We start from the raw sequence: 26,941 nt of genomic DNA, 5'->3' as shown, positions 1-26,941 counted from the left end.
CCCCATAGGCGGCCCGACGCCCGGGGCGGGTGCCCCGGAGCGCCGGCCGGGCCCGGGGCTCCGGGCGAAGATCCCGGACGATCGGGTCGGCCGGCCATGCCGGGCGCAGCGAGTCATCCGTTTCCCCACGGCTCCCACTGCGCCGGCAGCGAAGCCTTGAGACGATCCAACTCCCCGGCGCTCGCGGCGGCCGCAAACACCCACCACGGCGGCGGGGTTCGGGATCCGGGAAAGCCGACGTGATACCTGAGGAAGCAGACCGCGCGGCCGGGCTGCGTGTAGGCCCGCATCGCATTGACCTCGCCCGAAAACTTCCAGTGCCCGTCGAGCATCGCCCGCGTCGCGGCCTCGTCCACCTGCCCCGCGGCGATGTTCGCCGCGGCGCCGCCGAACGAGGCATTCCAGATCGCCATCACGTTCAGGAATGAAGCGCAGGATTCGTGCTCTTCATACCAATCGATCGCCTCTCCCCGGCGGTTCACGCCCTGGAAGACGGCGGCGTCGGGCTTCGCCTCCCGATCGGCCGGGATCCCCCAGTAGACGACCCGTTGATTCTCTTCCATGAACACCAGGTGTCCCGAATCCGCGAACATCTTCTCGGGCGGCAGAAATCGGTTATGGTATTGGTTGATGCGTTGCTCGCGGCCCGCGACGAGGTGATATTCCCTCAACGACCGAGGAAGCCTCATGGCGAGGCGGCCCTCGGCCTCCGCGATCTCGGCCTCCGTGCAGGCGTCTTCGCGGCCGAGCGGAATCCCGAATGATGCGAACGTCTCGCGATACGAATCGGCGAACACGGCACGGCTCCAATTCGCTGCCACGCTTCCACGACGCGGATCGTCACGCCAGCATGCGACCGAACCCGGAATCCGACCCGGTCGGGCCCGCCCCGGCACGCCGGCCGCCGCGACGAGACTAGCGATCGCCCGGCGCGGAAGCAACGTCTCCGCCCCTCCCACGGGAGTTTCCCTCCTCCCATGGGAGATCGACCGGACGCGACCCGGAGGGCGGCCCGGGTGGTTCATTCATCGCCGATCATGGGGGATGCCGGCTCCTTGAGATCCTTCATGACCTCGCGGACGCCGGCCTCCAGCTGGCGGTCGCGGCCGGCGAGGTTGTCCTCCGGGGTGTTCTCCACGAAGACGTCCGGCTTCACGCCGGCGTTCTCCATGTTGGTGTGCCCCTCGTCGGCCAGGTAGACGCCCACGCCGGGCGTGCGGATCGTCGACCCGTCCATCAGGGTGTAGCTGCCCGTGCCGATCACCGCCCCCATGGTCGGGGTGCCGACCACCCGGCCCAGGCCCAGGGCCCGGAAGCCGGCCGGGAACATCTCGGCGTTGGAGGCGCTCCGCCAGTTCTGGAGCACCACCTTCGGCCCGAAGAACCCGCTGGACGGCCGCGAGGTCGGCTCGGTGCCGCGCGGGTGCCAGACCTGATACGGCCGCTGGACCAGGATCGCCAAAAGTTCCTGCTCGATGTTGCCGCCGCCGTTCCAGCGCTGGTCGATGACCAGGGCTTCCTTGTGGCGGTACTCGTTCAGGTCCCGGCGGAACCGGGCCAGCGACGGCTGGTCCATCGCCTTGATGTGGAGGTAGCCGACCCGGCCGCCCGACAATTCGTCGACCTTGGCCCGGCAGCCCTTGACCCAGCGCTCGTAGCGGAGCGTGGCGTAGGCGGACATCGACACCGGCTCGTACTTGACCTTCCAGGCGCCGGCCTCGTCGGGCCGATCATTGACGGTCAGCTCGACCCTGGGGTTGAGCCGGCGGCCCAGGGCCTTCCAGTAATTGTCGCCCGCCCGGAGCGGCTTCCCGTCGATGGCGATGAGGTAGTCCCCCGCCCGGAGCTTGATCCAGTCCTTGTCGGCCGGGCCGTCCTCGTAGACGTGGGCGACCTTGTAGCGGCCGGCCGCGTCGTCGGCGTCCAGTTCCAGGCCGAGGTGCCGGGTCGTCGCGCCCTGGTTGCCGCCGCCCGCCGCCGAGGCGCCGGTGTGCGAGGCGTTCAGCTCGCCGATCATCTCGTTGATCAGGTTCATCAGCTCGTGGCGATCGCCGACGGACTCGACCAGGGGGCGATACCGGGCGCGCATCGCGTCCCAGTCCTTGCCGTGCATCTTCGCGTCATAGAAGCGGTACTTCATGGTCCGCCAGGCGTCGTCGAACATCTCGGCCCATTCCCTGGGCTTCTCGACCTCGACGGCCACGTTGAAGCTGATCCGCCGCCGCGGCCCGCCGCCCGACGAGGTGACGGGGGCCGGGGTCGCCGCGCCGGGCCCGCCGCCCGACCCGCCCGGGCGGAGCATCGCGATCACGGCCGAGGCCGAGCCACCCCCGCCCGAGATCGGCGTGCTGCTGATCGTCGAGCCTTCCAGGTAGAACAGCGTCCGGCCGTCGCGGGTCAGCGCGAGGTTGGAGATCCCCCCGCCGCCCGGGCCGCGACGCCCGCCGCGCGGGGCGCCTTCCCCCTCGGAAGTGGGCGTGAGGGCCGACCCCTGCGTGACGCGGTTCAGCTTCTTGCCGTCGTCCTGGATCGTGTAGATCGATGGGGGCCCGCCCATCGATCCGCCGCCCGACTCGGTGCCGACGAAGATCAGGGTCTTGCCGTCGTTGCCCGGGATGTAGGTGCGGACCGAGCCCGCCCGGGTCACCTGGCGGGTGCGCCTCTTGAGGCCGGCCCAGTCGATCTTCGGCTCCCTGGGCGGGGCGTTGCGGGCGGCCAGCTCGCGGCGCACCGCGTTCATGGCGTCGGCCGGGGCGTCGGGCGTGGCCGCCGACTCGACCTCGTCGGGATCCTTGTCGATCCGCTCCAGGGGGATGCAGAAGATCTGGGCGGAGGGCCGCTCCGAGCCGCCCGCGTCGCCGTCGAACCGGGTGAAGTACAGCTTCTTGCCGTCGGACGAGAACCGGGGGTTCTGCTCGTTGGAGGCGTCGTAGGTGACCTTGTGCTCCTCGCCACCCGAGGCCGGCAGCAGGTAGACGTCGGTGGACCGGGTCACGTCGTTGCGGGTGTAGGCCAGCCACCGGCCGTCGGGCGACCAGGCCGGGCGGCCGAACGGGCCGAACCGCGACGCGGCCAGCTCCTTGAGGTCCTTGCCCTCGGCGGTCATCGTGTAGAGCTTGCCGTCGGCGGTGGTGAAGGCCAGGGTCTTGCCGTCGGGCGACCAGGCGTAGGAAGATTTGAGGGCGTCGATGTCGGTCAGCCGTTTGGGCTCCCCGGCGCCGTCGGAGGCGACGACGTAGATCTCCTCGCGGCCGTCCCGATCGCTGATGTAGGTGATCCACTTGCCGTCGGGGGAGTAGCCGACTTCCTGGTCGCGGGCCTCGTCGTCGGTGATCTGGATGTAGGTGATCCACTTGCCGTCGGGGGAGTAGCCGACTTCCTGGTCGCGGGCCTCGTCGTCGGTGATCTGGCGGAGTTCGCCCCCCTCCTCGGTCGGGGCGGTGAAGATCTCGCCGTGGACGACGAAGGCGACCCGCCGGCCGTTGGGGGCGAGGTCGTAGTCGTCGGCCGCGGAGTCGAAGGTCATCACCTCCGTGAGGCTTTCCTGGGTCTCGGCGGCGATGTCGAAGTGGAGCGGCGTGACCGCGCCGGTGGCCACGTCGAGCTTGCTGATGCCGAAGTCGCGCTCGAAGACGATCGTCTTGCCGTCCGACGAGATCGACGGGAATCGGACGTCGCCGTCCGTGAATTGCGTGACCTTGGCGGCCTCGCCGCCCCCTTCGGGCACGGCCCAGAGATTGGCCTGGGCGCCGGGGTCGCGGTCGGACACGAAGTAGATCCGGCCGTCGCGGCCCCACATCGGCCACGAATCCATGCCGTCGAAGTCGGTCAGGTCCCGGAATGTTTTGGTGGCCAGGTCCATCACCGTGACGTCGCTCTGGTAGGCGCCCCGGTAATACTTGCGCCAGTAGGATTGCGCCTTGCGATTGATGGCCAGCTTCGTGCCGTCGGGGGAGAACCCGCCGCTCACGCCCATGTCCGGGCCGGCGTTGCGGGCCATCCCGCCCTCGACCGGCACGAGGTAGAGCTTGCCCATGAAGTCCTCGCCGCGCTGGCTGCTGAACAGGACCGACTTGCCGTCGGGGCTCCAGCCCAGCACCACGTCGTCGGCGGAGTGGACGGTCAGCCGCTTCACCGGGCCGCCGGAGGCGGGGATCAGGTGGACGTCGAGCCCCCCCTCGCGGTCGCTGGAGAAGGCGACCCACTTGCCGTCGGGCGAGAACCGGGGGTAGGCGTCGCGGGCCTTGTTGGCGGTGAGCCGGCTGATCCCGGTGCCGTCCTCGCGGGCGGTCCAGAGGTCGCCCAGGTAGCTGAACACGACCTGGCCGTCGTGATAGTGCGGGTAGCGGGCGAGCTTCGCCTCGCGCGCGAGGGCCGGCCCGGCGGAGGCCAGGCACAGGAGCAGGGCCAGGGATGCGGATCTCATCATGAGTCGGCTCGTTCGAGGTGGGTGCGGACGGCGGCCGCCTCCGGAGGGGGAGGGGCCCGGGTGGACGACGCGAGGGGCCAGTGGTATCAGCGACATCTCGGGTCGGATCGTCCGGAGACGGGAAGGCTTGCGGAGGGAACCGATGATGGACGCCCGTCACCCGATCCGCAAGCGCCGGAGGCCGGAAGGCCCCGGTGCCAGGCCCGTCACGCCGCCCACCATCCGGCGAGCGCAAGGAGACATCGGGTCGGGGGCGATGGATTCGCCCCCGACCCGACCCTCGTGGCTCGGCGTCCTCGCATCAAGCAGGCCGAGATTCGGCCTTCGCGATCCCGCCCGGACGATTTATACCGACTGGACAGGGATGTAAATCGCCGTGGACATGCTGTTCCCGAAGCTGATCGTCGATCCGACCAACGACATCGCCGTGGTATTGGCCATGTAGACCCTGACGATGTCGCCTGGCGCGAAGCCGTCGATCACGCCGCTCAACGAAACCTGGTATGAGCCGATATTCGTGAGAGCGACGGTCGTCTGGATGCCGTTGGGAGCCGTCTGGAGGATGCCGTTGACCTCGACGACGAAGGCCAGGCCGAGAGACTGCGAACTGGCGAGGCCGGTGAGCGTGATGTTGTTGATGTCGCCCATGAGGAAGATCTTGTCGCCTGCCGATTGGATGGTGAAGACCGTGTCGGCGTAAGCGTCATCGTCCACGGGGGTATATGCGGACACGATCCCCGTATAGGCCGTATTCGAGTCCGATGTGAACTTCACGTTGCCGGCATTGAGCCCACCTGCTCCGGTGGCTCCGGTGGCTCCGGTGGCTCCGGTGGCCCCCGGCTCTCCCTGCACACCCGTAGCGCCCGTGGCCCCCGGCTCGCCCGCCGCCCCGGTGGCCCCGGTGGCTCCGGTGGCCCCCGGCTCGCCCGTCTCGCCCTGCGCACCCGTCGCGCCGGTGGCCCCCGGATCGCCCGCCGCACCGGTGGCTCCGTCGGCTCCCGTGGCACCGGTGGCGCCCGGGATGCCCGGCTCGCCCTGCGCACCCGTCGCGCCGGTGGCCCCCGGCATGCCCTGCGCACCCGTCGCGCCGGGGGCCCCGGGGGCTCCCGGATCGCCCTTCGGGCCGGGGATGTTCATGTACGTCCGGCCGATCGGCTGGAGGCGCCCGGTCCCCCGGATGCGAGCGGAGCCCTCGCGGGTGTAGGTGACGAAGCGGGCCGCGCCGGTCGTGTAGACATCCGGCGGGACGCCGCCCGGCGTGACCGCGCCCAGCGTGACCTTGAACGTCCGGCGGCTGACCACCACCGTCTGCGTCTCCTCGAAGAGGATGTTGGTCCGGCCGCGGTCGTAGACCCGGAACGTCAGCGTGATCTGGCCGTTGGCCACGCCGGTGACCCGGCCCCGGAATGAGACGACCGGGATGGTCGTCGAGGCCGCGGGATCCCCCTGGGCGGCCGCCGAGGCGGACAGCAGGCCCTGGGCCTGGGCATGCCGCGCCTCCCACGGGCGGACCTCGGCCGCGAGCAGCCCCGACTTCACCAGCGGATTCGACGCGTTCAGAACCAGACGCGGTTCGAGGAGGCCCTGGAAATTCGCGCGATACTTGACGTTGGGTCGCTTCTTCATCGTAGCGGTCCTCGAAGTTCCAGTCGTGCAGGGTCTCCCAGCCCAGGGCGGGATGGACTGCTGAGAACCATAGAACGTCATCGAGCGAGCGACTTTAGGTCGTCGATTATTGCCGGATCAGGGGCGATGCCCCCCCGGCGGAAATCCGGGGGCCCCGTTCCTCCCGGGACGGGGGACATCTTATGTTCTCACGAGGACGTCCGAGCGGCCCGACGGGGCACGGGCGGGACGCGCCCGATGCGAGCCCGGGGAACGACCGGAGAGGACGATGAACGCCCAGGATTCGACCATCTGCCTCGGCATGATCGTGAAGGACGAGGCCCCGGTGATCCGCCGCTGCCTGGAATCGGTGCGTCCCCACATCGACTCGTGGGTGATCGCCGACACCGGATCGACCGACGGCACCCAGGACCTGGTCCGCGATGCGCTCGGCGACCTGCCGGGGGTGCTCCTCCAACGCCCCTGGGTCGACTTCGCCCACAACCGCAACGAGGTGCTCGACGCCGCCCGCCCCTTCGGCTCGTACACCTTCACCATCGACGCCGACGAGACCCTGGAGATCGACCGGGGCTTCCGCAGGCCGCCCCTGGTCGCCGACTCCTACGACCTGACCGTCCACTACGGCTCGACCTGCTACCATCGCAAGCAGCTCGTCCGCAGCGCCCTGCCCTGGAAGTACAAGGGGGTGCTGCACGAGTACCTGACCTGCCCCGAGGCCCGCACCGAGGCGCACCTGCCCGGCCTCCGCACGATCGTCACCCACGACGGGGCCCGGGCCCACGACCCCCTGACCTACCGCCGCGACGCCCTCCTGCTGGAGAGGGCCCTGCTCGACGAGCCCGACGACCCGCGCAACGTCTTCTACCTCGCCCAGAGCTACCGAGACGCCGGAGACCTGGACCTCGCCATCCGCAACTACCGGCGCCGGGCCGCGATGGGCGGCTGGGCCGAGGAACTCTGGTACGCGTCCTTCCAGATTGCGGCCCTCCAGGAACGCCGGGGCGACCCCTGGCCGGAGGTGCTGGCGGCCTACCTGGTGGCCTTCGAACGCTCGCCCGACCGCGCCGAGCCGCTCTACAAGATCGGCATGCACTACCAGGCCCTGCGCGAGTTCCACACGGCGCAGATGTTCTTCCGCCGGGCCCTCGACGTGCCCCCGCCCGACCCACGTCGGCTGTTCGTCTGGCGGACGATCTACGACTACCTGCTGGAGCTGGAGTACGGCGTGACCCTGTACTACACCGGCGGCCACGACGAGGCGATCGCCGTCGCCGACCGCCTCCTGGCGCGCGGCACCCTGCCCCCCGACCTGGCGGCGAAGGTCGCCAACAACCGCCGGCTCAGCGTCGAGAAAAGGGGCGGAGGCCCGTCGGGCCGCCCGTGACACCGGACCCGGGATCGGCCCGGTTCGGCCGGTGATCGCCGCGGCCGGGCCCTTCGAAAACGAACGACCCCGGGACGGGCCCGGGGTCGATCAGGGTCGGAGGCGGGGCGTCGGAGCCCGATCAGGGATTATTGGCCGGCGGGGCCAGGGGCGGCGCGACCAGCGGCGCCGGCTTGGCCCCGTCCGGGGCGGCCGGGGCGGCCGGGGCCGGCGGCGGGGGCGGGGTCGCCCCGTCGGGGGCCGGCGCATCCGGGGCCGGCGCGGCGGGGGCGTCGTGCAGGTGCTTGGGATCGAGGCCGTAGAAGATGCTGGTCGGGTCGGTCACCTTGTTCGACTTGGCCACGTTGCCGTTGGCCCCGGCGTTCTGGTTGCTGTTGCCGACGAGCTTGTTGCGCTCGGCGACCATGATCGGGTAGAGGGCCTGGTAGGCCTCCTCCTGCTCGGGCTTCGTGGGGGCGCCGAACCGCAGGCTGTACGAGGTCATGAAGGCGACGAGGTTGCCGACCGTCGTGTTCTCGACCTTCTCCAGCTCGCTGATCACCTTGGCCAGATTCGGCCGCTCCAGGGCCCGGGACATCCCCGACAGGCCCTTCAGGTAGTTGATGGCCCGGAGGTGCTCCGGCTTGGTGTGGTCGGTGTAGGTCTTGTCGGCCTTGGCGTAAAGCTTCGAGACGGTGTCGCGGACGCGGCGGATCGTCTCCGGCTTGAGCGTCCCATCCTCCTTGTCCTCCTCCAACGCGTCGTTGACGGCCTGGCGGTAGGCCTCGCGCTCGGGCTTGAACTCGTCGCCCTGGAGCACCTCGGGCCAGTTGTTCGTCTCGGTCAGCTGGGCGAGCGAGATCGTGATGGCGTCGGTGTCGTCGTTGAACGGGATCTGCCGGATCAGCTTGGAGCTGACCGGGGAGGTGGCCAGGCGCAGCGACGATCCGCTGGAGATCTGCGGGTTGGTCATCTCGTCCAGCAGCACGTTCAGCGCATCGCCGCTGCGGATGTCCCGCTCGGTGGGCTGGTCGTGGAGCTGGGCCATCCGCTTCTCATAATCCTTGTTGCTGACGTTGTTCTTGCGGGCGAGGTAGGCCCCGTAGCGGCGCCGGCCTTCCTTGTTCGCCTCGTAGAGGTACTGGTTGTACCTCATGATGGTGTCGGCATTGATCGAATTGGCGACGGCGGTCTGCTGGTTGTAGATGCCCAGCCCCTCGGCATACATCCCCAGGCCGCGGGCGTAGTCGCCGCCGATGGTGGCCCCGCCCATCCCCCAGCCGCCGTAGCCTCCGTAGCCGCCGTAGCCTCCGTAATACTGGGAGTGGGCGACCCCCCCGGACGCGATCAAGGTGGCCGTCAGGCCGGCGAAGAACCGTAGTCCTCGAAGCATGTCATCCTCCACGGGTGCTGGATCAAGTCGACCGGCCGTCCAGGATCTCGATCGAAGGTGCGAATCGCGGCGATGCCCCTCGGGGAAGCACCGCCCCCGGATCGGATTATACGCGATTCTCACGCCACAAGCGGACTCGGCGGGCCATGCTTGAAGGATTTACGGGGGCGGCCCCGATCGGCGAGCGTGGCCATCCCATCGATCCGTGAGATCCACCGACCCGGATCGGTGGATGGGCCGGGTCAGGGGGCCGGCTTCAAGCCCGCGGGCCGCGCCGGCGCCGCCTCGGACGCGTCCAGCCTGTAGATGACGTGGCCGATGGCGACCTCATCCCCGGGCCGGAGGCCCTGCTCGTCCACGACCCGGCCGTTGACGCGGACGCCGTTGCGGCTGCCGAGGTCGCGGATCACGATCCGGTCGTAGGCGATGGCCACGCAGCAGTGGCGCCGGGAGATCTGCGGGGAATCGATGCGGATGTCGCATTCCGCGTGGCGGCCGAACAGGAGCACGGGCCGTTGCAGCTCGACCTCGGGGGCGGAGCCGGGCTCCAGGGGGACCAGTCGGGCCATGAGCGATCAACCTCCCGCCGGCGGGGTCACGACGATCCGGATCCGTCCTCGGCCTTGCGGGGCTGGACGATCACCTGGATGTGGCACTGGTCGGCCCCGACGCCCAGGGCGTTGCGCACCACCTGCGCCAGGTGCCTGTCCAGCATCCCCACCTCGGCCGGCGGGGCGCCGGGACGGGGCGCGGACGCGGCGGGGACGCGGGCCCCGGACGACCGGTTGATCGAGGACTCGGCCACCGTCATCTCCTGGCCGGAATCCCCCTCGAACCGATAGCGGATGTGGCCGATCGACAGCTCGTCGCCGATCTTGAGCCGCCCGCGATCGACCCGCTCGCCGTTGATCCGGATGCCGTTGGTGCTGCCCAGGTCGCGGACCAGGAGTTCTTCCGATTCCGGGGTCATGCAGCAGTGATGGCGGGAGATCCGCAACGAGTCGAGCCGGACATCGCAGAGCGGGTGCCGCCCCACGACCACCGTCGCGCGATCCAGGGCGATGTCGCTTCCTTCGTCCAGCGCCACCAGGCGTATTGACATAGGGCGAGCCCCGTCCCGATCGGTGTCCGACGACCAACCGCCGAATCCTGCCTCGCGCCGCGCCTCCACCTGCACATCCACACTACAACGTACACGCTGAGCAAGCGACATGCCAGGTCGACTTCGCGGATTTTCCCCGCCCGATCCGGCCCCGCCCCGCGCGGTGCCGGCCCCGGGGCGTGGACGGGGGCGGGGCGGCCCGCTAGGATCGCCCCAGACCTGAACTGTCCCGGGGAAATCTCATGCAACTCGGCATCCTCATCGCATTCGCCGCCCTGACCTCGCCCCCCTCTACGGACGCCCTGAAGGCCAGGGTGGAGGCGATCATCCGCGACTCCGGGGCGGAGGCCGTGGCCGTGGCCTACGACGACCCGTCCACCGGCGCGAGCCTGCGGATCCTGCCCGACGAGACGTTCCACGCCGCCAGCACGATGAAGCTGGGCGTGCTGATGCAAACCTATCGCCTGGCCCACGAGGGCAAGCTCAAGCTCGACGACCGCCTGAAGATCGGCAACGAATTTCGCAGCATCGTCGACGGCAGCACCTATTCGCTGGCCCGGGACGACGACTCGGAGTTCACCCTCTACGACCGGATCGGCCAGGAAGAGACCATCGCCGAGCTGGCCCGCCTGATGATCGTCTCCAGCAGCAACCTGGCCACCAACCTCCTGATCGACCGGGTCGGCGCCGAGGCGACCAACGCCTTCATGGCCGACCTGGGCGCCACCGGCCTGGTGATCCGCCGGGGGGTCCAGGACGACCCGGCCTTCAAGCAGGGGCTGAACAACACCACGACGGCCCCCGCCCTGCTCCGCCTGCTGACCCTGCTGGCCGGGCGCAAGGCGGTCTCCCCCGAGTCGTCCGACGCGATGGTCGCCGTGCTCAAGGGGCAGAACTTCCGCAACGGCCTGCCCGCCGGCCTCCCCGCCGGGACGGAGGTGGCCCACAAGACCGGGTCGATCACCAGGATCAACCACGACGCCGGCATCATCTACCCGGCCGGCCGCCCCCCCTATGCCCTGGCGATCCTGACCCGGGGGCTGGACGAGGCCGACCACGCCAAGGCCCTGATCGCCGCCATCTCGGCGGCCGTCTACGCCCACGCGACCGGCGACGACGCCGCGGCGGCCCCCGCCGAGTCCCCCGCGCCCCGGGCCTTCATCGACGGCACCGGCCCCGGCTGGCGGACCCTGGGCGAGGCCGACTTCGCCCCGGTCAACGGCGACCCCTCGACCTGGACCTGGAAGGACGACGGCGTCACCTGCTCGGGCCTGCCCGTGGGCGTGACCCGCACCCGCAAGCCCCTGACCAACTTCGAGCTGTCCGCCCGCTGGCGGCACCTCAAGCCGGGCGGCAACTCCGGCTTCTTCGCCTGGGCCAGCGACGAGGCCCTGGCCGGCATCAAGCCCGGCACCCTGCCCCGGGGCGGCATCGAGATCCAGATCCTCGACCACGGCTATCGCGAGCAATACGAGAAGCAGACCGGCAAGAAGGGGGACTGGTTCTCCACCGACGGCGACATCTTCCCGGTCGGCACCTCGAAGATGACCCCGTTCCCGCCGACCTCCCCCAACGGCGAGCGGAGCTTCCCCCGCAAGAAGCTCAGCAAGGGCGTGGGCGAGTGGAACCACTACTACGTCCGCGCCATCAATGGAGAGGTCCGCCTCTGGGTGAACGGCGAGGAAGTCTCCGGCGGCACCGGCTGCGAGCCCCGCACCGGCTACCTCTGCCTCGAATCCGAGGGCTCGCCGATCGAGTTCAAGCAGATCCGCATCCGCGAACTCCCCTGATTCGCAGTCCGGGTGATATCGGCCGATCCCGACCGGGTGGCGGGGATCGGCCAACCGCCGAGAATTCAGGATCTGGCCACAGGCGGCACTTCTCATGGGCAGCGAGGATGACACCCGGCTTCGAATCGGCGCCCAACTGGCGCTGCTGACCCACGTCACACCCGAGTTGCGGAGCGTCTCCGCGGACATCGAACCGGGACGGCGACTCGTCCAAGTTCGATTCATCTTCGCCCGGGAGCCGAGCCACTCGGAACGCGACGCCGCGTCCTGCGCGGCGGGGGAGATCATCGCCAATTATTCCGATGGGTGGTCCATCGATGAGCAATATCTCGTCGTGCCGACTCCCGAAAAGATGTCGCACTTGCGCCTGGTGGTTTACCATCGCTGCGAAGACGAGAGGGTCGGCCCCGACGCGTAGCATAGTCGTCGTAGGCTGGGTCGAGACCCAGCTTCATGATCTTTGCTGGGTCTCGGCCCAGCCTACCACACTGACCTCCCATGACGAATCTCTTACGTCGATTGCAACGGGCCGCGCGCGAAGATCCGCGGACGGAATGGTTCGATGTCGTATCAAAAGCGGGTATCGAGCATGCAGAGGACGTCTTCGGCTTCGCGCTACCGGATATCCTGAGGCATTCCTACCTGTCAATCAGCAACGGCGGCTTCGGGCCCGGCTACCACATCATCGGGCTGCCCGGAGGCCAGGAGTCTTCCTGGGGCGATCTCCTGGCAACTTGGGCCGCCTTGAAGGACGATGAGGAGTGGGAAGAGGACTGGCTCCCGATCATTGATTGGGGGTGTGCCCAGGTCTCGATCATCGATTGCGATGACAACTTTTCGATGATCACACTCCACGAGGGGGAGTATTATCCCGAGGATTATACCTTCGACGAATTGCTCGAACGGTGGATCGGTGGCGAATCGCCGGAGTTGAGTCGTGGCGATTTTGCTCGGCCGTGAACAAAAGTCGATTTCCGGACGGCGCGGGGCGGGCCATCGCCCCGGGAACCGCGCCGGCCGCCCGTCATCGGCCGATCGCGTTCACCGGCCGAAGGCCTGGTCCAGCGTCTTCGCATCGTCCACGACGACGAAATCCTCGAAGGTCACGTCGAACGGGCCCTTCGAGATGTTGGACGCGGACAGGCCGACCTTGACCTTGGCGGGGAAGTCGATGGCGAACTCGCGGAAGGCGACGAGGTCGTTCAACGCGGGTCCGAACAGGCATTGGAGCCGCCCCTTGCGGCGGAGCATCACCAGGTTGAGTTCGACTTCCGGCAGGTCGAGGTAGATGGGCGGCATCGCGTGGCGACCGTTCCGGATGAACTCGACCAGCAGGCGGTGGACCAGCACCGCGCCGTTGACCGTGCCGCCGCAGCGCTCCAGGCGGAGGAAGTTGTCCTTGTCCTGGTAGAGCACCAGCCCGGCCCCCCGGAAGGCCATCGGCATCGTCTTGCCATTCGGCCCCTTGATCAGCTCGGAGCCGGGGTTGAGGTCCCCGCCGACCCGGACCATCGCCGCGAAATCGCCGTCGACCTCGGCCAAAGTCATCGGCGCGTTGTGCAGGGGCCGGTTCGCCCGGTTGCGGAAGTCCGGCGAGAGCGAATACACCTTCTTGCCCGGGACGGCGATCTCCACCTTGAAGCCGGCCCTGTCCACCGCGAGGCGGCACTCCTTGTCCGGGTCGATCAGGGTCCCGAGGCGTTCGAGGCTGCCGAGGCGCAGGTCCCGCAGCCGGTCGTCGGGCCGCCCGCCGTCGGCGACCGTCCCGGGCCTGGCCGGCAGGTCGATGGGCCGGGGCTGGTCGTAGGCGATCGTCCCCCGGTCGTCGCGGTGGGCCGTCTGGACCAGCACCCTCCGCCGGTCCCCGACCGCGACGCGGAGCCGGCCGGTCGCCTCGGAGGCCCGGGGGGAGAGCGTCAGGTCGATCGGGCTGGCGTCGGGCAACGGCGGCCACGTCCCGTCCGGGTTCGGGCCGAACGACCCGAGGTTGTCCGCGGCCACGGCGACGGCCATGACGCCCCGGAGCCGGTGCTTCGGGTCGACGGTCTGGGCCTTCACGTCCAGCTCGGCCATCCCCCCCGAGCCGGCGACATACTCGATGGCCAGCGCCCCGACCCGGCCGTCCAGGGCTTCCCGGAGCCGGCGGGCCGGGATCACGAACCCGATCGTGTCGGCCATGGCCGACTTGGCGACGGCCACGCCGATCAGGCCCCCCGTCGCCTCGTCGACGATCGGCCCGCCGCTGTTGCCCGGCTGGAGCGACCCGTCCAGCTGGATCATCCCGAGCTGGCCGTGCTCATCCCGCCGCATGGCCGAGACGGACCCGCGCGTGATCGTGATCGAGGGGTTGCCCTGGTTGCCGATCGTCTCGTTGACGATGCTCCCCAAAGGGAAGCCGGCGGCCGTGTATCGCATCCCCTCGGTCGGCTCCGGGCCCGGCCCCACGTCGAGCGGCCGGGGCGGCCGGCCCGGGACGCGGACGCTGAGGAACGCCAGGTCCCGGTCCAGCTCGGCCGACAGGTCGGCCCCGACGACCTCGGCGATCAGGGCCTGTTCGTTCCGGGCCCCCTGGCCGCTGCGGAAGACGACCTCGACCTGGGCCGGGGCGCCCGGCCGCGATGGGCCGTCCGGCAGGGCGACATGCCGGTTGGTCGCGATCAGGGCCGTATCCCCCTGCACGTCGACCACGAATCCGCTGCCGGTCGAGATCACCCGGCCGTCGGCCCTCAGCTTGATGAACGCGGTCGCCTCCTTGAGCCGCTCGATGATCGACGACGGGTCCGGGGCGACGGCCTTCGGGGCGTCCGGGAAAGCGTCGGCGGCCTTCGCCGCGACCTTCGGCGGCGCGACCGCGACCGGCGCCGGCTTCGCCGCGACCGGCTCCGGCCGGGGGACGGCGACGATCTCGGGCTCAGGCGGCTTCACGGCCGGGCCGCCGCCCTTCAGCAGCAGGACGACCACGACGATCAGCAGCACCGAGGCGAGGCCGCCCAGGGCGATGGCCCCATACAGGATCGGCGACGACTTCGACTCGCCCGCCACGACGAGCACGGCGCCGGCCTGGTAGACCTCGCGGGGCTCCGGCTGGTCGAAGTTGATGTCGCCCAGGTCGGTGTCGAAGATGCTCGGGGGCGGCCCTTCCGCCGCAGGTTTCGGGATCGGCGGGGACGCCTTGGCCTGCCCGGCCACTTCGAACCGTTGCTTGCATTTGGGGCACTTGACCCATCCGCCCGGGAATGAATCGGGCACCGAACCCTTCGCGTTGCACGACGGGCACTGGATGCTGGGCATGGCTCGGATTCCGGGCGAGGGGGGAAGAATCGGTCGTATCCATAGAATAATCTGTCTCGGCGCGTGGAGGAAGCGGGCCATCCGCCGGCACGCGACATGGCCCGGATCCCGGGCGAGGCGGGGGCGGCCGGTCGTGGGCGATGGGCTTGAGGAGGGGCCGGGCATCCTCGGCGTTGCGAGGGCCCCGGGCGCCGGCTATCCTCGGTCGACCGGGATCCGGCCGACGACCCAGCCACAGCCAAAGGTCGAAAGATGACGTTGAACCGATTTCCCCGGATGGGCCTCGGAGTGTTCGCCGCCGCGGCCCTGTCGGCGGTCGCATCGATCGGCGCCGATGAACCGACGCCGGTCCCACCCCTCGCCCGATCGGTCCATGCCGAGAAGCCCGAGGCGGGGTCGATCGAAGACGCCCTCCACATCCGGAAGGCGTCCGGCACCGTGGAGTTGAGGGAGAAGGTCGCTTCGGCGAGCTTGAAGATCGACCTCTACCGCGATGGCAAGAAGGTGGATTCCCGCTCCCAAAGCGCGGGACTCCTCCCGGTTCAGGCCACGACCCGGGCGCGATTCTCGGTCCAGGTGATCGACCTGGATTATCTGCCGCTGGGCGGGATGAAGAAGGGGCATTGCCGGATGTTGCTGACCCTGGACCTCGGCGAGCTCATCTCATCGGGCTCCTCGGACGTGCCCAAGGACGTGTTCGGGGGCCGCCTGAATAGCTCCGGCTTCCAGCCATTTCGCCCGGCCGCAGGCTCCGCGAACGAGGCCCCGCTCTTCTACATGATCCTGGACATTCGCCCCGACGAGGGAGGCCGAGCCGTCCAACGCAGCGGCCTATCGATCGAGGAGGTCATCCGAAACAACAGCCACAGCGACGTCCTCGTCGCCACGCTCGTCGCGGACGCGCCGGCGTCAAAGTAGTCGTTGGCCGGGTCGAGAGCCAGGATCGGAACCTTCGCCGGATCACGACTCGGCCGACGATCCTGTCCCGAGATCGGGGGTGGTCATGGGCGGTTTCTTTCGAATCTTTTGCTGTCCCACGCTCCCGATCCTGGCCATCCTGGCGTTGCGTATCTGGAGGCCCGTCCCGCCTGATGTCCCCGCCCGGTCCGTCTCCGACCGGATCGCCTGGACGGTTTTCGCCCTGGGTATCGGCCTGATGTTGAACATGGTGCTCTATTCGATCCTCCTGGAGAGCGAGGGTAATTACCGTTCCTGGGAAACGATCCGCCTCCACGGGAGGGTGTTCCTGGCGATCGCGTTGATCCCGGTCGCCGGCCCGTTGATCGTGTTCGTGCGGCAGAATTCCAGGAGGGATCGCCGCTTGAAGATTTCCTCACGGGAATCCGCCACAGATGAAGCATGAAAGGCCCAGTCGGTCGGCCTCGGCCTCGCCCCGAGGTCGCGACCGTGGGCTGCATCGATGACGGCGGGACGACCGCCGGCCTGGCATCCGGGAGGCATGGTTCATGAAGCGATTCACATGGGTAGCCTGCGCCGTCCTGCTGATCCTGACGGCCGGGGGCCGGGCGATCGAGCCCCAGGCATCAACGCCCCTCTCCGTGCGGATCGTCCCGACCTCGTATCACGAGAAGACCGGGCGTTCGATCGTCCTCCGGCAGCCCTCGGATCATTTCGCCGTCGTGATCACCAATGTCTCCGATCGGCCGGTCAAGTTGTGGCGCGAGTGGTGCAGTAACGGCTACTTCAACCTCTCGTTCGTCGCCACGGGCGAGGACGGCGAACCGGTCGTCGTGCGGAAGAAGCCCAGGGGATGGGACAAGAACTATCCCGACGCGACCATCGTCCCCCCCGGCGACCACATGGTCCTGGAAGTGACGTTCGACGAGGCGATCTGGCAAGGCCTATCCCTGCCGGGGAAGAACCGATCGCGAACCCTGAAACTGAAGGCGGAGTACAGCGTCGAGGGGAGCCAGCAGGCGGAGGAGCACGGGGTTTGGGTCGGCCGGGCGTCCTCGCCGGAGGAATCATTCGCGATCTGGAAGTAGAATCGGCGCGGGGGCTGGTCTATCCTCGGGCGACCGAGATTTCGACCTCCCTCCCCGGAGCCACGCCATGAGGATGTTTCTCGCCTGCTGCGCCGCCGTTTTGTGCATCGGGGCGGGGCCCGACGATGCCTATCGCCTCGGGCCCGATTCGGAGCCGCACGACGGCGTGCCCCAGGGCAAGCTGATCGGCCCGGCCGTGCTGCCCAGCAACGTCTATCCCAACACGACGCGCAACTACTGGGTCTACGTCCCCGCCCAGTACGACGCGGCGAAGCCGGCCGCCCTGATGATCTTCCAGGACGGCCACGCCTTCACCGGGCCGAAGGGGGATTACCGGATCCCGTTCGTCTTCGACAACCTGATCTACCGCCGCGAGATGCCGGTGACCATCGCCGTGTTCATCAACCCCGGCCACACCCCCGAGCAGTCCGAGGCGACCAGCAAGGAGTGGGGCGACCGCACCAACAACCGCCGGGTCGAATACAACGCCCTGAATGACACCTACTCGAAGCTGATCGTCGACGAACTCCTGCCCGCCATCAAGAAGGGCTACAACATCTCCGACGACCCCGAGATGCGGGCCATCGCCGGGGCCAGCTCCGGGGCGATCTGCGCGTGGACGGTGGCCTGGCACCGGCCCGACCAGTTCCGCAAGGTCGTCAGCACCATCGGCAGCTTCACCAACATCATGGGCGGCCACGCCTACCCCGACATGATCCGCGCGGCCGACCGCAAGCCGATCCGGATCTTCCTCCAGGACGGCGTCAACGACAACCGGGGCCTGCGGCCCAACGGCGGGTACGACGCCACCCGCGACTGGCACGCGCAGAACATCCGGATGGTCGCCGCCCTGACCGAGAAGGGGTACGACGTCAACTACACCTGGGGCATCGGCACCCACTCCAGCAAGCAGGGCGGGGCGATCATGCCCGAGATGCTCCGCTGGACCTGGCGCGACTATCCCCGGACCGACGACGCCCGGGACACCAGCAACCGCACCCTGCTCGTCCCGGCCCCCTGATCGCGGCCCCCGGGGGATCCCGGCCCGCGACGGCCGCCCCCCGGGGATCACTCCAGACACAAGCATGCTTAAATCTTACCCCCCCCCGCGACAAGTTCGGCATAAAACGCTCGCACTGCCCTCCCCTCGCCGGTATAACCTGCTTCCGGCAACCCGCCGCCATCCCTCTCCCGGATGGCCCGCCATCACTCTCCCGGATGGCCCCTCCTCATTTTCTGCCGGTCCTCCATCCCGAGAGATCCTCCATGTCGGTCCACGCCCCCGCCCCGGGCCTCGCCCGCCGCCCTCGCCCCCGCGGCTTCACCCTGATCGAACTCCTGGTGGTCATCGCGATCATCGCGGTGCTGATCGCACTGCTGCTGCCCGCCGTCCAGGCGGCGCGCGAGGCCGGCCGCCGGGCCCAGTGCACCAACAACATGAAGCAGATGGGCATCGCCCTGCACAATTACCACGACATCAACGGCGCCTTCCCGCCGCCCCGGCTGCTGACGGGCAGCTGCACCACGATCAACGCCGTCGGCCCCGGCCGGGTGCTCAACACCACCGGCTTCGCGATGATCCTGGCGCAGATGGAGCAGACGGCGATGGCCAACGCCTACAACTTCAGCCTGCCGTCGTCGGAATCGGTCAACGCCAACAACACCGTCAACAACGTGCTGATCGGCTCGGCCATGGCCAACACCACCGTCTGCGGGTCGAAGATCGCCACCTTCCAGTGCCCCTCCGACGAGGAGATGCCGGTGGACACCGTGAACACCGCCGGGGCGAACTGGCGGTTCAACGGCCGCCGGAGCAACTACAAGTTCTGCGTCGGCCAGTACTCGGACTCCAACTGCGCCGCGACGGCGGGGGCCCCCAACAGCGCCATCCGGGCGATGTTCTTCTCCGACCTCTCGACGGGCCTGAAGGACATCCAGGACGGCTCCAGCAACACCACCTGCGTCGGCGAGTCGTTCCAGAGGACCTACAGCGACAACTGGGGCACCTGGTGGGGCACCGGCACCCACACCTCCGTGCATGGCATGGCCCTCCCCCCGACCAACGCGTCCTATCCCCAGTACCTGCCCAACGGCAAGTACACCAACGCCGCCAACACCCGGAAGCTCCCCTACGCCTGGACCATGGGCAGCAAGCACCCCGGCGGCATGAACATGCTGTTCGGCGACGGCAGCGTCCGGTTCATCAAGGACACGATCAACCCGTCCACCTGGTGGTCGATCAACACCATCTCCGGCGGCGAGATCGTCAGCGCCGACGCCTTCTGACCCGCCGACCCCAGGCCATTCGCACGACGGCCCTCGCCCCATGCGCGGGGGCCGTCCCCCACCCGACTCGAACCCGATGAGATGCCCCATGATTGCGATTCGGACGGCCCTCGTCGGCCTCCTGGCCCTGTCGTCGGCCGGCTGCGGCGGCGGCAGCGTGCCCTTCTACCCGGTCAAGGGGACGATCACGTTCAACGGCAAGCCATACCCCGATGCGAACGTCGCGTTCGTCCCGGAGCCCGACAACGCGGCCATCACCGCCGGCGTCGGCGCGACCGACGCGGAGGGGAACTACGCCATCACCTCGGAGAAATCCGGCCTCTCGGCCGGCAAGTACCGGGTCGTGGTCACCCCCAACGCCCCCGAGGGCGGGCAGTATGAGGACGAAGAGCAGCGCCGGATGGCCCTGGCGTCGCTCGGGATCGACCCGCTCAAGCAGGCGGCCAAGGAGGGCAGGCCCGGCGGCGAGTTCCAGGCCGAGGTCAAGGCCGAAGCCAACGTCTTCGACTTCGAAGTGAAGGGCAAGGCGGCCAAGCCCTGACCCGACGGGCGGCCCCCCTTCGCGGGGGCCGCCGGCTAGGAACCCGGCCGATCCAGCATCCCGGCCGCGCGGAGCCAGGCCACCGCGTCGGCCAGCGATTCGCGGACGGGGCGGGGCGAGAGGCCCAGGGCCTCCAGGCTGTTGCGGGCGTCGAAGTGCATCGTCCGCCGGGTGAGCCGGACCCCGGTGATCGTGGCCTTGGGGGGCTTGCCGGAGACGCGGTCGGCCCAGAACTCGCTGGCCACCGCCACGGCCAGCCCCACCGGGTAGGGCACGCTCCAGCGCGGGACCGGCACGCCGGAGAGGCCGGAGAGGATTTGCAGGATGCCGAGCAGGGTGAGATTCTCGCCCCCGAGGATGTAGCGGCGGCCGGGCTCGCCCCGTTCCATGGCCCGGACCATGCCGTCGGCGGCGTCGCGGACGTCGATCAGGTTCAGGGTGCAATCCATCCGCGCCGGGAGCCTGCCCAGGCAGAAGTCCCGGATCAGCCGGGTGGGCGGGGAGACCCCGCGATCCCCGGGGCCGACCGGCATGGTGGGGTTGACCACGACGACCGGCGCCCCGGCCCGGGCGCGGGCCATCGCCTCGTCCTCGGCCCGGAGCTTGGACCGGCAATACGGGCCGACCGCGTCGGCCAGGGTGATCTTCACATCCTCGGCGATCGGCCCGGTCGACCGGGCCCGGGTCAGGATGCTCTCCGTGCTGACGTGGAGGATCCGCTCAGCACCGGCGTCCAGGGCAGCGTCCAGGACGTGCAGCGTACCTCGGTGGTTAACCGCGTCGAATTCCCCCCGATCCCGGGCCCACAGGTTGGGGTTGGCCGCCAGGTGGTAGACCCGCGTCGCCCCCTGCATGGCCCGGCGGGTCGCGTCGCGGTCGCGGATGTCGGCCCGGACCACCTCGACCCCGGCGGGCAGGTGCCCCGCCTCGGCCCCCGGACGTTCCACCACCCGAACGGCCCGACCCCGGGCGTGCAGCAGATCGACCAGGTGGCCTCCGATGAACCCGGCGCCCCCGGTCACCACGTCGATGCTCAAGGCGTCCCCTTCCTCACTTCGTACAGTTCGTGCTTCGGCCCGCCGACCGGGCTCGGCGGCCCGAGCACCCCGGCCCGGACCAGCCCGGCGAACAGTTCGGGCGTGACGAACGGGGTGAACCCGTAGTTGCCCGGCGACCGGTAGCGCCCGATCTCCGACCAGTCCACGTAGACGTGGGTCACGCCCAGGCGTTCCAGGCCCCGCCGGACCTCCTCGGGCGTCTTGCCCTTGGCCAGCGTCTCGATGGTCTCGTCGTCGAATACCGTGTTGTAGACCACCGGCCGATTGAAGTGGAACACCGCCGCCTGCCCCACCAGCAACGGCTTCGCCCCCGGCGGCAGGCGGGCGTCGAGTTCCGCCAGGCCGGGATTGGTCATCTCGGGCACGGTGCGGCGGAGCGTCTGGAGGTCGCCGGTCCACTCGTTCAGCCCGGCCAGGGCGGTCGAGGTGTAGGCCAGGTTGGCCACGATCGCCACGGACAGGAGCGCGGCGAGCCCGGCCGTCCAGATCCGGCCCCGGGTCCAGTCCGCCCCCAACCCGGCCAGCACCGCCAGCGCCGGCAGCATGGGCAGCCAGAACCGGTCGAGCCGGTGGGTCAGCAACCACCACGACAGGAACAGGTAGGCCGCATACGCCGCCAACCAGCCCGCCCCCCGCCACCGGTCCCGGCGGAGGAACGCCAGAGGGGCCAGGGCCGCGAACAACGGCGTCTGCCAGTCCGACCGCCCCGCCACGTCCACGATCGATCGGAAGAACTCGGCCGCGACGATCGGCCTCGGCCCGTGCACGGCCCGCCACTTGGCGTCGGCGGCGGGGTCCCAGTGCGACCCGCCGAACACGCCGTAGCCCAGCGGGTAGACCGGGTTGCCGGTGTCGACCACGTTCTTGATCAGCCAAGGGGCCATCACGATCGCCGTCCCCGCCGCGAACCGGAGGGCGAACCGGGGCGAGCGGTCCCGCCACGACCGAGCCAGCGCCGCCAGGCCGAACGGGGCGACCGCCGACAGGAGGGCCGGATACTTGATCGCCATCGCCCCGCCCGCCAGGAGGCCGAGCAGCCAGCCCCACCGCGCATCCGCCCCGTCCTCGCGATCGTCCCACGACCGGGCGACCGCCCAGGCCAGCGCGGCGTGGAAGAAGCACAACGGCCCCTCGACGTAGGGCAGCACCGCCAGGCGATAGACCCAGGGCGCCGTCAGGTAGGCGACCGCCGCCACCCACCCCGCCCGGGGCGACCCCAGCCGACTCGCCGTCGCGTAGATCAGGATCGCCGAGGCCGGCGCGAACGCCGCGATCATGAGTTGCCCGGCCAGGGCCCCCCGCCACCAGTCGTCGAAGACCTCCATCCCCAGAAGGTGGAGCATCTCGATCCCGAACGGCATCGACGTATAGACGTTGTGCGGCAGGAAGCGGATCCGCCCGGCCTGGTAATACTCCTTGGGCCCCTGGAGGTGGTACTCGATCGCGTCGAAGTCGATCGTCGGCAGCATCGCCGCCAGCGCCATGAGCGCCAGGAACGGCCCCACGACGGCCGCCATCCCCAGCGCCGGCCCGATCCGCGGCCGGGCCATCGGCCCCGCCTTGAACCCCTCGCGCAGCCGGACCGCCACCCCCGCCGCGATCACGGCGACCAGCCCCGCCCACGCCGAGATGGGGTGGAGCAGCCCCCACCGCCCGGCGATCAAGGTGACGCATCCCAGGGTGGTCGTGCCCAGCCCGTAGGCCAGGGCCAGGCGCTCCCAGCCGTCGAGCTTCGCCCGGAGCCGCAAACCGCGGAGGATCAGCCCGCCCGCCGCCACGGCCGCCGCGCCGATCAGCCCGGCCACCAGCAGGATCGGCACCCTCTGGGGCAGGTTCTCGACGTGGCCCAGTTCGTCGAGGGCCAGCCCGAGGTAGGACTCGCGCAGGCGGACCCCCGGCACGACCCCGGGGAACGCCCGCCACAGGATGTTGGCCCGGGTGGCGTTGCGCCCGCCCACGTTCGCCGCGTTGGGCAGCGGCTCGTGGAGGAACCAGCCGAGCCAGGCCAGTTCCAGCGCGGCGATGATGGCGATGGCAATCCAGGTCGCCCGGCGGTGGTCGCGCATCACAGCAGGGGGCCGATGAACCACGGGGCGAACTCCTCCTCGCCGATGCCGGCCGCCTCGCTCCGGGTCCGCCGGCCGTCGGCCACGTCCAGGATCAGGTCGAACAGCCGCCGGCCCACGGCCTCCACGGACTCGCCGTCCAGGATCGTCCCGGCGTCCATGTCCATGTCGTCGATCATCCGCTCATACATCGGGGTGTTGGTCGCCAGCTTGATGCACGGGGTCGGCTTCAGCCCCAGCACGCTGCCCCGGCCGGTGGTGAAGACCAGGACGTTGGCCCCGGACGCCACCAGCCCCGTCGTGCAGACCGGGTCGAACCCCGGCGTGTCCATGAAGAACAGCCCCGGCCGGCGGATCGACTCGGCGAAGCCCACCACGTCCACCAGGGGGCTTGACCCCGCCTTGGCCAGCGCCCCCAGCGACTTCTCATAGATGGTGGTCAGCCCGCCCGCCTTGTTGCCCGGCGACGGGTTGTTGTTCAGGTCGCCGCCGAAGACGTTGGCGTACCACTCCCACCACCTGATCCGCTCGACGAGCTTCTCCCCGACCTCCGGACTCACGGCGCGGCGGGTGAGCAGGTGCTCGGCGCCGTAGATCTCGGTGGTCTCCCCCAGCACGGCCGTCCCGCCCGAGGCGACCACGAGGTCGGCGGCGAACCCCAGGGCCGGGTTGGCGGTGACGCCCGAGTTGCCGTCCGAACCGCCGCACTCCAGGGCCACGCACAGCTTGGACGCCGGCTGCTCGGTGCGGACGCAGCGGTTGGCCTCCGGCAACAGGGCGCGGACGGCCTCCACGGCGGCCTCGACGGTGCGGGCGATCCCCCCCTGATCCTGGATCGTCAGCACCCGGGGTCGGCCGGGCGCCTTCTCCTTCTCCTGCCCGCGCATCCGGAGGTCGCTCGACTCCACGAACGCCCCGGCCTGGCTCACCTCGCACCCCAGCCCGACCACCACGCACGCGGCCACGTTGGGGTGGTTGGCGAACCCCGCCAGCACCCGCTCCAGGCCGAGGTGGTCGGAACCGCCGGTGGGGATGCCGCAGCCCCCCTTGTGGGTGATCGCGAACACGCCGTCGACGTTGGGGAACTCCTCGCGCCACGCCCCGTCGCGGAACCGATCCGAGATCGCCCGCGACGTGCTGGCCGAGCAGTTCACCGTGCTCACCACCGCGACGTAGTTCCGCGTCCCCACCCTCCCGTCGGGGCGGAGGTAGCCCATGAAGGTCCGGGGCGCGACCTCGGGGGGCGCGGCCACGGGCTCCGACCCGAAGGCGTGGTCGCGCCGGAAGGCGTCGGCCCCCAGGTTGTGGACGTGGACCCACTCCCCGGCCGCGATCGCCCGGGCGGCGAAGCCGATCACCTGGCCGTACTTCCGCACCGGCTCGCCCGGGGCCACGTCGCGGATGGCCACCTTGTGCCCCGCCGCGATCGGCTCGCGGACGACGACCGGCCCGGCCCCCCCGTCGAACGCGAACCCCGCCGGCATCGGCCGCGCGGCGACCGCGACGTCGTCCCCGTCGCGCAACACGATCGCCCGCTTCTGGTCGCCCGCCGTCGCCATGCCCAATCCCCCCGGCCAGCCTCTCGCCCCGGCCCCATCTTACGACGCCCCCCCTCCCCTGAGAAGGAGCCGGCCCCCTCGTGCAACCGACCTTCCCCGGATCGTTTTGGAACAAAATTTGCCGACCCGAGGAAAAACTATGCTGAAGCCCCTCCCTCGATCCTGAATATGTCCGGCGAGGCCTCCATCCGATCCCGCCCCCATCGCACCAGGACGACGCCGATGCCCGCCACCCCCGCGCAGATCGAGGCCAACCGCAAGAACGCCCTCAAGAGCACCGGGCCGGCCTCCGAGGAGGGGAAGGCCCGCTCGCGGGCCAACAGCCTGAAGCACGGCATGACCGGCGCCGGGGTCGTCCTGCCCAAGGAGGACGCCGCCGAGGTCGAACGCCTCGCCGACGCCTTCCGCGCCGAACTCAAGCCCGAGGGGGAGGTGGGCGAGGCCCTGGTCCGCCGGATGGCGGTGCACGTCGTCCGCATGGACCGCGCGGTCGTGCAGGAATCCGCCGCGCTGTCCACCCACGTCCGCGAGGCGAAGGAAGCCTTCATGGCCTCGTCGGACCGCTACGTCGACAACGCCCGGACGCTCCGCAACGAGGCGGCCAACCGGGCGTTGTTCGACGCCTCGAAGGAGGCGATCCTGGCCCGCAAGTATGAGGCCGCCTCGGAACGCGGCTTCCATCGGTGCCTCAAGGAGTTGCGGCGGATGCGGGCCGAGTCCCTGCGGGACGCCGAGGAGGCCCCCGCCGTCGCGCCGATGCCCGCCGAGGCGTCGGCCCCGCCGGCCGAATTGGCTTCGATTTTCCCCGCCCCCTCGCGGCCGATCGCCCCCTCCGCCCTGACGACGCCGGCCCCCGCCCTGCCCCGCCCGACGCCCCCGAAGGCCCGCCCGGCCGCCCTGCCCGACCATTGCGACATCCCGATCACGATCGGCCGGGCCCGCTGACCGACCATCCCGACCGGATCTCGGGGTCACCCCGCCGCCATCCCCGGCATCATCCGCCGGCCCGAGACCCCGCACGCACCCCGGGCCGGTCACCCATCCGTTGCCGGTCGGGTGAGCCTTTCGATTTCGCATTCTGGCCTCCGGGTGGCTGTGGTTGGCTTGCCAACCACGGCGCCGACGTGCCCGCCCGGCGATCGATGGCCGGCGTCGATGATCCCTGGCCCGGTGCCGCGATGGCCATCACCCCGCGATCGCGTCACCGGCGCCGTGGTTGGCAAGCCAACCACAGCCACCCAGGACCGCCGAACCAAAGGCCAAAATCAAGGGCACACCCTTGCCGGTCGATCCGTCGCCTCGGCCGTTGACGAGGTTGGGCGGCTCATATCAACTGGAGTTCTCCGACAGTCTTCGAAACCGCGACAGTGGACGTTTTCATCGGATGCTGATCCATTGCGCAAATCTTCCCATCGACGGATCACCATTTCCGACGCCATCATCCTCGTCGCGGCCACGGCGGCGGCGCTGGGCGCGACACGCCATTCCTGGGCCTTCTACTTCGAGTTCTTCAAGCCGGGAGGGGACGCCTATCGATTCCCCTTTCCCGATACCATGTTCGTCTTCAGGGATCTCCTGTTCTCGATCTCCTTCTTCCCCGCGGCCTGGTCGTTGGCCGTCCTATGGCTGGGGATCCGCCAGCCTCGGCCAAGATTCGGGGTCGTCACCCGCCAGCCGGGCATGACGGCGGCCCTCGCGACGGTGGTCGTCCTGGCCATCCAACTGGCCAACTTCGCCGCGTCGTTCGGTTTCCGTTACGCCTGGTTGGGACCCCTGGACTACGACACCGACACGGAAGGATGGATTGGCGATTGGTTTGTGTACGATTTCCGGAAGGAACCGCCGCTCATCCCATCGATGGTCGGCTGTGCGGTCGCGGCGACCTGGATCGTCCAGGCGGCGAGCGGGCGATGGAAGCCGAAGCCGAACGGGATCGACCGGCTGGGTCGTGCCCTCGGATGGTACTGGATGGCCACCATCCCGTTCTCCTGGTTTTCCTGGAACGTGTAAATCCGCAACGGGATCTGAAAGGCCACGCCATGCGACTCCCCCGGATCGCGACGAGGCCGACCACGGCCATCCTCCTGACCCTGCTGACGGGGGCCTGGCTCTGGGCGAATCTCCGGGATCCCGGATGGCAGGCCGATTTGAACGTGGACGCCCCCGAAGGGTTGGACCCGATCACGAAAGCGATGTTCTATCGCGGTTGGCCCCTCGCCCCTTTCATGATCTGCCCGACTCGCGGCATGACGTTCCATCCCACCGGCATGGAAGGATTGGCCCTGATCCTGGACGGAGCCTGCCTGCTCGTCGCGCTCTACGCCACGAAGGCGGCTTGCGATGGACTCCTGCGGCGTCGCCGCAGCACGCCATGACGTAGGGCCGGGCCACGCCCAACCACGGGAGAACCATCCCGCGCCCCATGAAAAGC

The 26,941-nt window shown here is 69.7% G+C and carries 23 protein-coding genes; 13 read left to right on the top strand and 10 right to left on the bottom strand.

The window, feature by feature from the left end:
- Positions 1 to 113: 113 nt before the first annotated feature.
- The 3 genes from TA3x_RS19015 to TA3x_RS19005 form a co-directional block, all read right to left on the bottom strand.
- A complete protein-coding gene (locus TA3x_RS19015; RefSeq protein ID WP_435016239.1) occupies positions 114 to 797 on the bottom strand; it encodes a hypothetical protein in 684 nt (227 codons plus the stop codon).
- Positions 798 to 1,021: 224 nt separating this feature from the next.
- Complete coding sequence (locus tag TA3x_RS19010; protein WP_435016238.1) at positions 1,022 to 4,429, bottom strand: S41 family peptidase; 3,408 nt, start codon at positions 4,427 to 4,429, stop codon at positions 1,022 to 1,024.
- Between the two features lie 345 nt (positions 4,430 to 4,774).
- Entirely contained in the window at positions 4,775 to 6,055 is a 1,281-nt protein-coding gene (locus TA3x_RS19005) for a collagen-like triple helix repeat-containing protein (protein WP_435016237.1), read from the bottom strand.
- 268 nt (positions 6,056 to 6,323) lie between these two features.
- Here TA3x_RS19005 and TA3x_RS19000 point away from each other — a divergent pair, with 268 nt between their 5' ends.
- Positions 6,324 to 7,439 carry a glycosyltransferase gene (locus tag TA3x_RS19000; RefSeq protein ID WP_435016236.1) on the top strand — a complete coding sequence of 372 codons (1,116 nt, stop codon included), beginning with the start codon at positions 6,324 to 6,326 and terminating at the stop codon, positions 7,437 to 7,439.
- 121 nt (positions 7,440 to 7,560) lie between these two features.
- Here TA3x_RS19000 and TA3x_RS18995 read toward each other — a convergent pair whose 3' ends face one another.
- The 3 genes from TA3x_RS18995 to TA3x_RS18985 form a co-directional block, all read right to left on the bottom strand.
- Positions 7,561 to 8,811, bottom strand: a complete 1,251-nt coding sequence (locus tag TA3x_RS18995) for a hypothetical protein (RefSeq protein ID WP_435016235.1) — start codon at positions 8,809 to 8,811, stop codon at positions 7,561 to 7,563.
- 242 nt (positions 8,812 to 9,053) lie between these two features.
- On the bottom strand, positions 9,054 to 9,380 hold the full coding sequence (locus TA3x_RS18990; protein WP_435016234.1) for an FHA domain-containing protein: 327 nt from the start codon (positions 9,378 to 9,380) through the stop codon (positions 9,054 to 9,056).
- A 26-nt stretch (positions 9,381 to 9,406) separates the two neighbouring features.
- Entirely contained in the window at positions 9,407 to 9,913 is a 507-nt protein-coding gene (locus TA3x_RS18985; RefSeq protein ID WP_435016233.1) for an FHA domain-containing protein, read from the bottom strand.
- A 242-nt stretch (positions 9,914 to 10,155) separates the two neighbouring features.
- On the opposite strand from TA3x_RS18985, the gene TA3x_RS18980 reads away from it, so the two are divergent.
- The 3 genes from TA3x_RS18980 to TA3x_RS18970 all read left to right on the top strand — a co-directional run bounded on the left by TA3x_RS18980 (position 10,156) and on the right by TA3x_RS18970 (position 12,663).
- Positions 10,156 to 11,703, top strand: coding sequence for a serine hydrolase (locus tag TA3x_RS18980; protein ID WP_435016232.1), 1,548 nt, complete (start codon positions 10,156 to 10,158; stop codon positions 11,701 to 11,703).
- Positions 11,704 to 11,797: 94 nt separating this feature from the next.
- Positions 11,798 to 12,121, top strand: coding sequence for a hypothetical protein (locus TA3x_RS18975; protein WP_435016231.1), 324 nt, complete (start codon positions 11,798 to 11,800; stop codon positions 12,119 to 12,121).
- An 80-nt stretch (positions 12,122 to 12,201) separates the two neighbouring features.
- Positions 12,202 to 12,663, top strand: coding sequence for an SMI1/KNR4 family protein (locus TA3x_RS18970; RefSeq protein ID WP_435016230.1), 462 nt, complete (start codon positions 12,202 to 12,204; stop codon positions 12,661 to 12,663).
- An 81-nt stretch (positions 12,664 to 12,744) separates the two neighbouring features.
- Here the strand turns inward: TA3x_RS18970 and TA3x_RS18965 are convergent, their stop codons facing one another.
- Entirely contained in the window at positions 12,745 to 14,994 is a 2,250-nt protein-coding gene (locus TA3x_RS18965; RefSeq protein ID WP_435016229.1) for a trypsin-like peptidase domain-containing protein, read from the bottom strand.
- A gap of 276 nt (positions 14,995 to 15,270) precedes the next feature.
- Between TA3x_RS18965 and TA3x_RS18960 the strand changes: the two genes are divergently transcribed.
- From TA3x_RS18960 to TA3x_RS18935, 6 genes are all read left to right on the top strand, one after another.
- On the top strand, positions 15,271 to 15,912 hold the full coding sequence (locus TA3x_RS18960; protein ID WP_435016228.1) for a hypothetical protein: 642 nt from the start codon (positions 15,271 to 15,273) through the stop codon (positions 15,910 to 15,912).
- Positions 15,913 to 15,997: 85 nt separating this feature from the next.
- On the top strand, positions 15,998 to 16,357 hold the full coding sequence (locus TA3x_RS18955; protein WP_435016227.1) for a hypothetical protein: 360 nt from the start codon (positions 15,998 to 16,000) through the stop codon (positions 16,355 to 16,357).
- Between the two features lie 103 nt (positions 16,358 to 16,460).
- Complete coding sequence (locus tag TA3x_RS18950) at positions 16,461 to 17,000, top strand: hypothetical protein (RefSeq protein ID WP_435016226.1); 540 nt, start codon at positions 16,461 to 16,463, stop codon at positions 16,998 to 17,000.
- A gap of 67 nt (positions 17,001 to 17,067) precedes the next feature.
- Positions 17,068 to 18,021: an alpha/beta hydrolase gene (locus TA3x_RS18945; protein ID WP_435016225.1), complete on the top strand. Its 954-nt coding sequence runs from the start codon at positions 17,068 to 17,070 to the stop codon at positions 18,019 to 18,021.
- Positions 18,022 to 18,266: 245 nt separating this feature from the next.
- Positions 18,267 to 19,286: a DUF1559 domain-containing protein gene (locus TA3x_RS18940; RefSeq protein ID WP_435016224.1), complete on the top strand. Its 1,020-nt coding sequence runs from the start codon at positions 18,267 to 18,269 to the stop codon at positions 19,284 to 19,286.
- Between the two features lie 88 nt (positions 19,287 to 19,374).
- Positions 19,375 to 19,827, top strand: coding sequence for a carboxypeptidase-like regulatory domain-containing protein (locus TA3x_RS18935; RefSeq protein WP_435016223.1), 453 nt, complete (start codon positions 19,375 to 19,377; stop codon positions 19,825 to 19,827).
- 35 nt (positions 19,828 to 19,862) lie between these two features.
- On the opposite strand, the gene TA3x_RS18930 is transcribed toward TA3x_RS18935, so the two are convergent.
- From TA3x_RS18930 to TA3x_RS18920, 3 genes are read right to left on the bottom strand one after another with little or no spacing between them, the layout of a single operon-like run.
- Entirely contained in the window at positions 19,863 to 20,864 is a 1,002-nt protein-coding gene (locus TA3x_RS18930) for an NAD-dependent epimerase/dehydratase family protein (RefSeq protein WP_435016222.1), read from the bottom strand.
- Positions 20,861 to 22,975, bottom strand: coding sequence for an ArnT family glycosyltransferase (locus TA3x_RS18925; protein WP_435016221.1), 2,115 nt, complete (start codon positions 22,973 to 22,975; stop codon positions 20,861 to 20,863). The genes TA3x_RS18930 and TA3x_RS18925 overlap by 4 nt, the downstream gene beginning before the upstream one ends.
- Positions 22,951 to 24,510: a UxaA family hydrolase gene (locus tag TA3x_RS18920; RefSeq protein ID WP_435016220.1), complete on the bottom strand. Its 1,560-nt coding sequence runs from the start codon at positions 24,508 to 24,510 to the stop codon at positions 22,951 to 22,953. Before TA3x_RS18920 ends, TA3x_RS18925 begins: the two co-directional genes overlap by 25 nt.
- A 222-nt stretch (positions 24,511 to 24,732) precedes the next feature.
- Between TA3x_RS18920 and TA3x_RS18915 the strand changes: the two genes are divergently transcribed.
- The 3 genes from TA3x_RS18915 (at position 24,733) to TA3x_RS18905 (ending at position 26,885) form a co-directional block, all read left to right on the top strand.
- Complete coding sequence (locus TA3x_RS18915; RefSeq protein WP_435016219.1) at positions 24,733 to 25,455, top strand: hypothetical protein; 723 nt, start codon at positions 24,733 to 24,735, stop codon at positions 25,453 to 25,455.
- A 450-nt stretch (positions 25,456 to 25,905) separates the two neighbouring features.
- Positions 25,906 to 26,520 (top strand): hypothetical protein, encoded by a 615-nt coding sequence (locus TA3x_RS18910; RefSeq protein WP_435016218.1) that lies wholly within the window; start codon positions 25,906 to 25,908, stop codon positions 26,518 to 26,520.
- Positions 26,521 to 26,549: 29 nt separating this feature from the next.
- Entirely contained in the window at positions 26,550 to 26,885 is a 336-nt protein-coding gene (locus TA3x_RS18905) for a hypothetical protein (protein WP_435016217.1), read from the top strand.
- Positions 26,886 to 26,941 lie beyond the last annotated feature (56 nt).

Origin of the sequence: Tundrisphaera macrotermitis (genome assembly GCF_051175315.1) — a bacterium.
In the GTDB taxonomy this organism is placed as follows: domain Bacteria; phylum Planctomycetota; class Planctomycetia; order Isosphaerales; family Isosphaeraceae; genus Tundrisphaera.
Note: the sequence above shows the minus strand (reverse complement) of the source record. Positions and strands in the feature narration are given on the sequence as shown.

Coding starts and splice junctions, on each gene's coding strand:
- TA3x_RS19010 (WP_435016238.1), bottom strand. CDS start 4,429: ATGATGAGATCCGCATCCCTGGCCCTGCTCCTGTGCCTGGCCTCCGCC.
- TA3x_RS19005 (WP_435016237.1), bottom strand. CDS start 6,055: ATGAAGAAGCGACCCAACGTCAAGTATCGCGCGAATTTCCAGGGCCTC.
- TA3x_RS19000 (WP_435016236.1), top strand. CDS start 6,324: ATGAACGCCCAGGATTCGACCATCTGCCTCGGCATGATCGTGAAGGAC.
- TA3x_RS18995 (WP_435016235.1), bottom strand. CDS start 8,811: ATGCTTCGAGGACTACGGTTCTTCGCCGGCCTGACGGCCACCTTGATC.
- TA3x_RS18990 (WP_435016234.1), bottom strand. CDS start 9,380: ATGGCCCGACTGGTCCCCCTGGAGCCCGGCTCCGCCCCCGAGGTCGAG.
- TA3x_RS18985 (WP_435016233.1), bottom strand. CDS start 9,913: ATGTCAATACGCCTGGTGGCGCTGGACGAAGGAAGCGACATCGCCCTG.
- TA3x_RS18980 (WP_435016232.1), top strand. CDS start 10,156: ATGCAACTCGGCATCCTCATCGCATTCGCCGCCCTGACCTCGCCCCCC.
- TA3x_RS18975 (WP_435016231.1), top strand. CDS start 11,798: ATGGGCAGCGAGGATGACACCCGGCTTCGAATCGGCGCCCAACTGGCG.
- TA3x_RS18970 (WP_435016230.1), top strand. CDS start 12,202: ATGACGAATCTCTTACGTCGATTGCAACGGGCCGCGCGCGAAGATCCG.
- TA3x_RS18965 (WP_435016229.1), bottom strand. CDS start 14,994: ATGCCCAGCATCCAGTGCCCGTCGTGCAACGCGAAGGGTTCGGTGCCC.
- TA3x_RS18960 (WP_435016228.1), top strand. CDS start 15,271: ATGGGCCTCGGAGTGTTCGCCGCCGCGGCCCTGTCGGCGGTCGCATCG.
- TA3x_RS18955 (WP_435016227.1), top strand. CDS start 15,998: ATGGGCGGTTTCTTTCGAATCTTTTGCTGTCCCACGCTCCCGATCCTG.
- TA3x_RS18950 (WP_435016226.1), top strand. CDS start 16,461: ATGAAGCGATTCACATGGGTAGCCTGCGCCGTCCTGCTGATCCTGACG.
- TA3x_RS18945 (WP_435016225.1), top strand. CDS start 17,068: ATGAGGATGTTTCTCGCCTGCTGCGCCGCCGTTTTGTGCATCGGGGCG.
- TA3x_RS18940 (WP_435016224.1), top strand. CDS start 18,267: ATGTCGGTCCACGCCCCCGCCCCGGGCCTCGCCCGCCGCCCTCGCCCC.
- TA3x_RS18935 (WP_435016223.1), top strand. CDS start 19,375: ATGATTGCGATTCGGACGGCCCTCGTCGGCCTCCTGGCCCTGTCGTCG.
- TA3x_RS18920 (WP_435016220.1), bottom strand. CDS start 24,510: ATGGCGACGGCGGGCGACCAGAAGCGGGCGATCGTGTTGCGCGACGGG.
- TA3x_RS18915 (WP_435016219.1), top strand. CDS start 24,733: ATGCCCGCCACCCCCGCGCAGATCGAGGCCAACCGCAAGAACGCCCTC.
- TA3x_RS18905 (WP_435016217.1), top strand. CDS start 26,550: ATGCGACTCCCCCGGATCGCGACGAGGCCGACCACGGCCATCCTCCTG.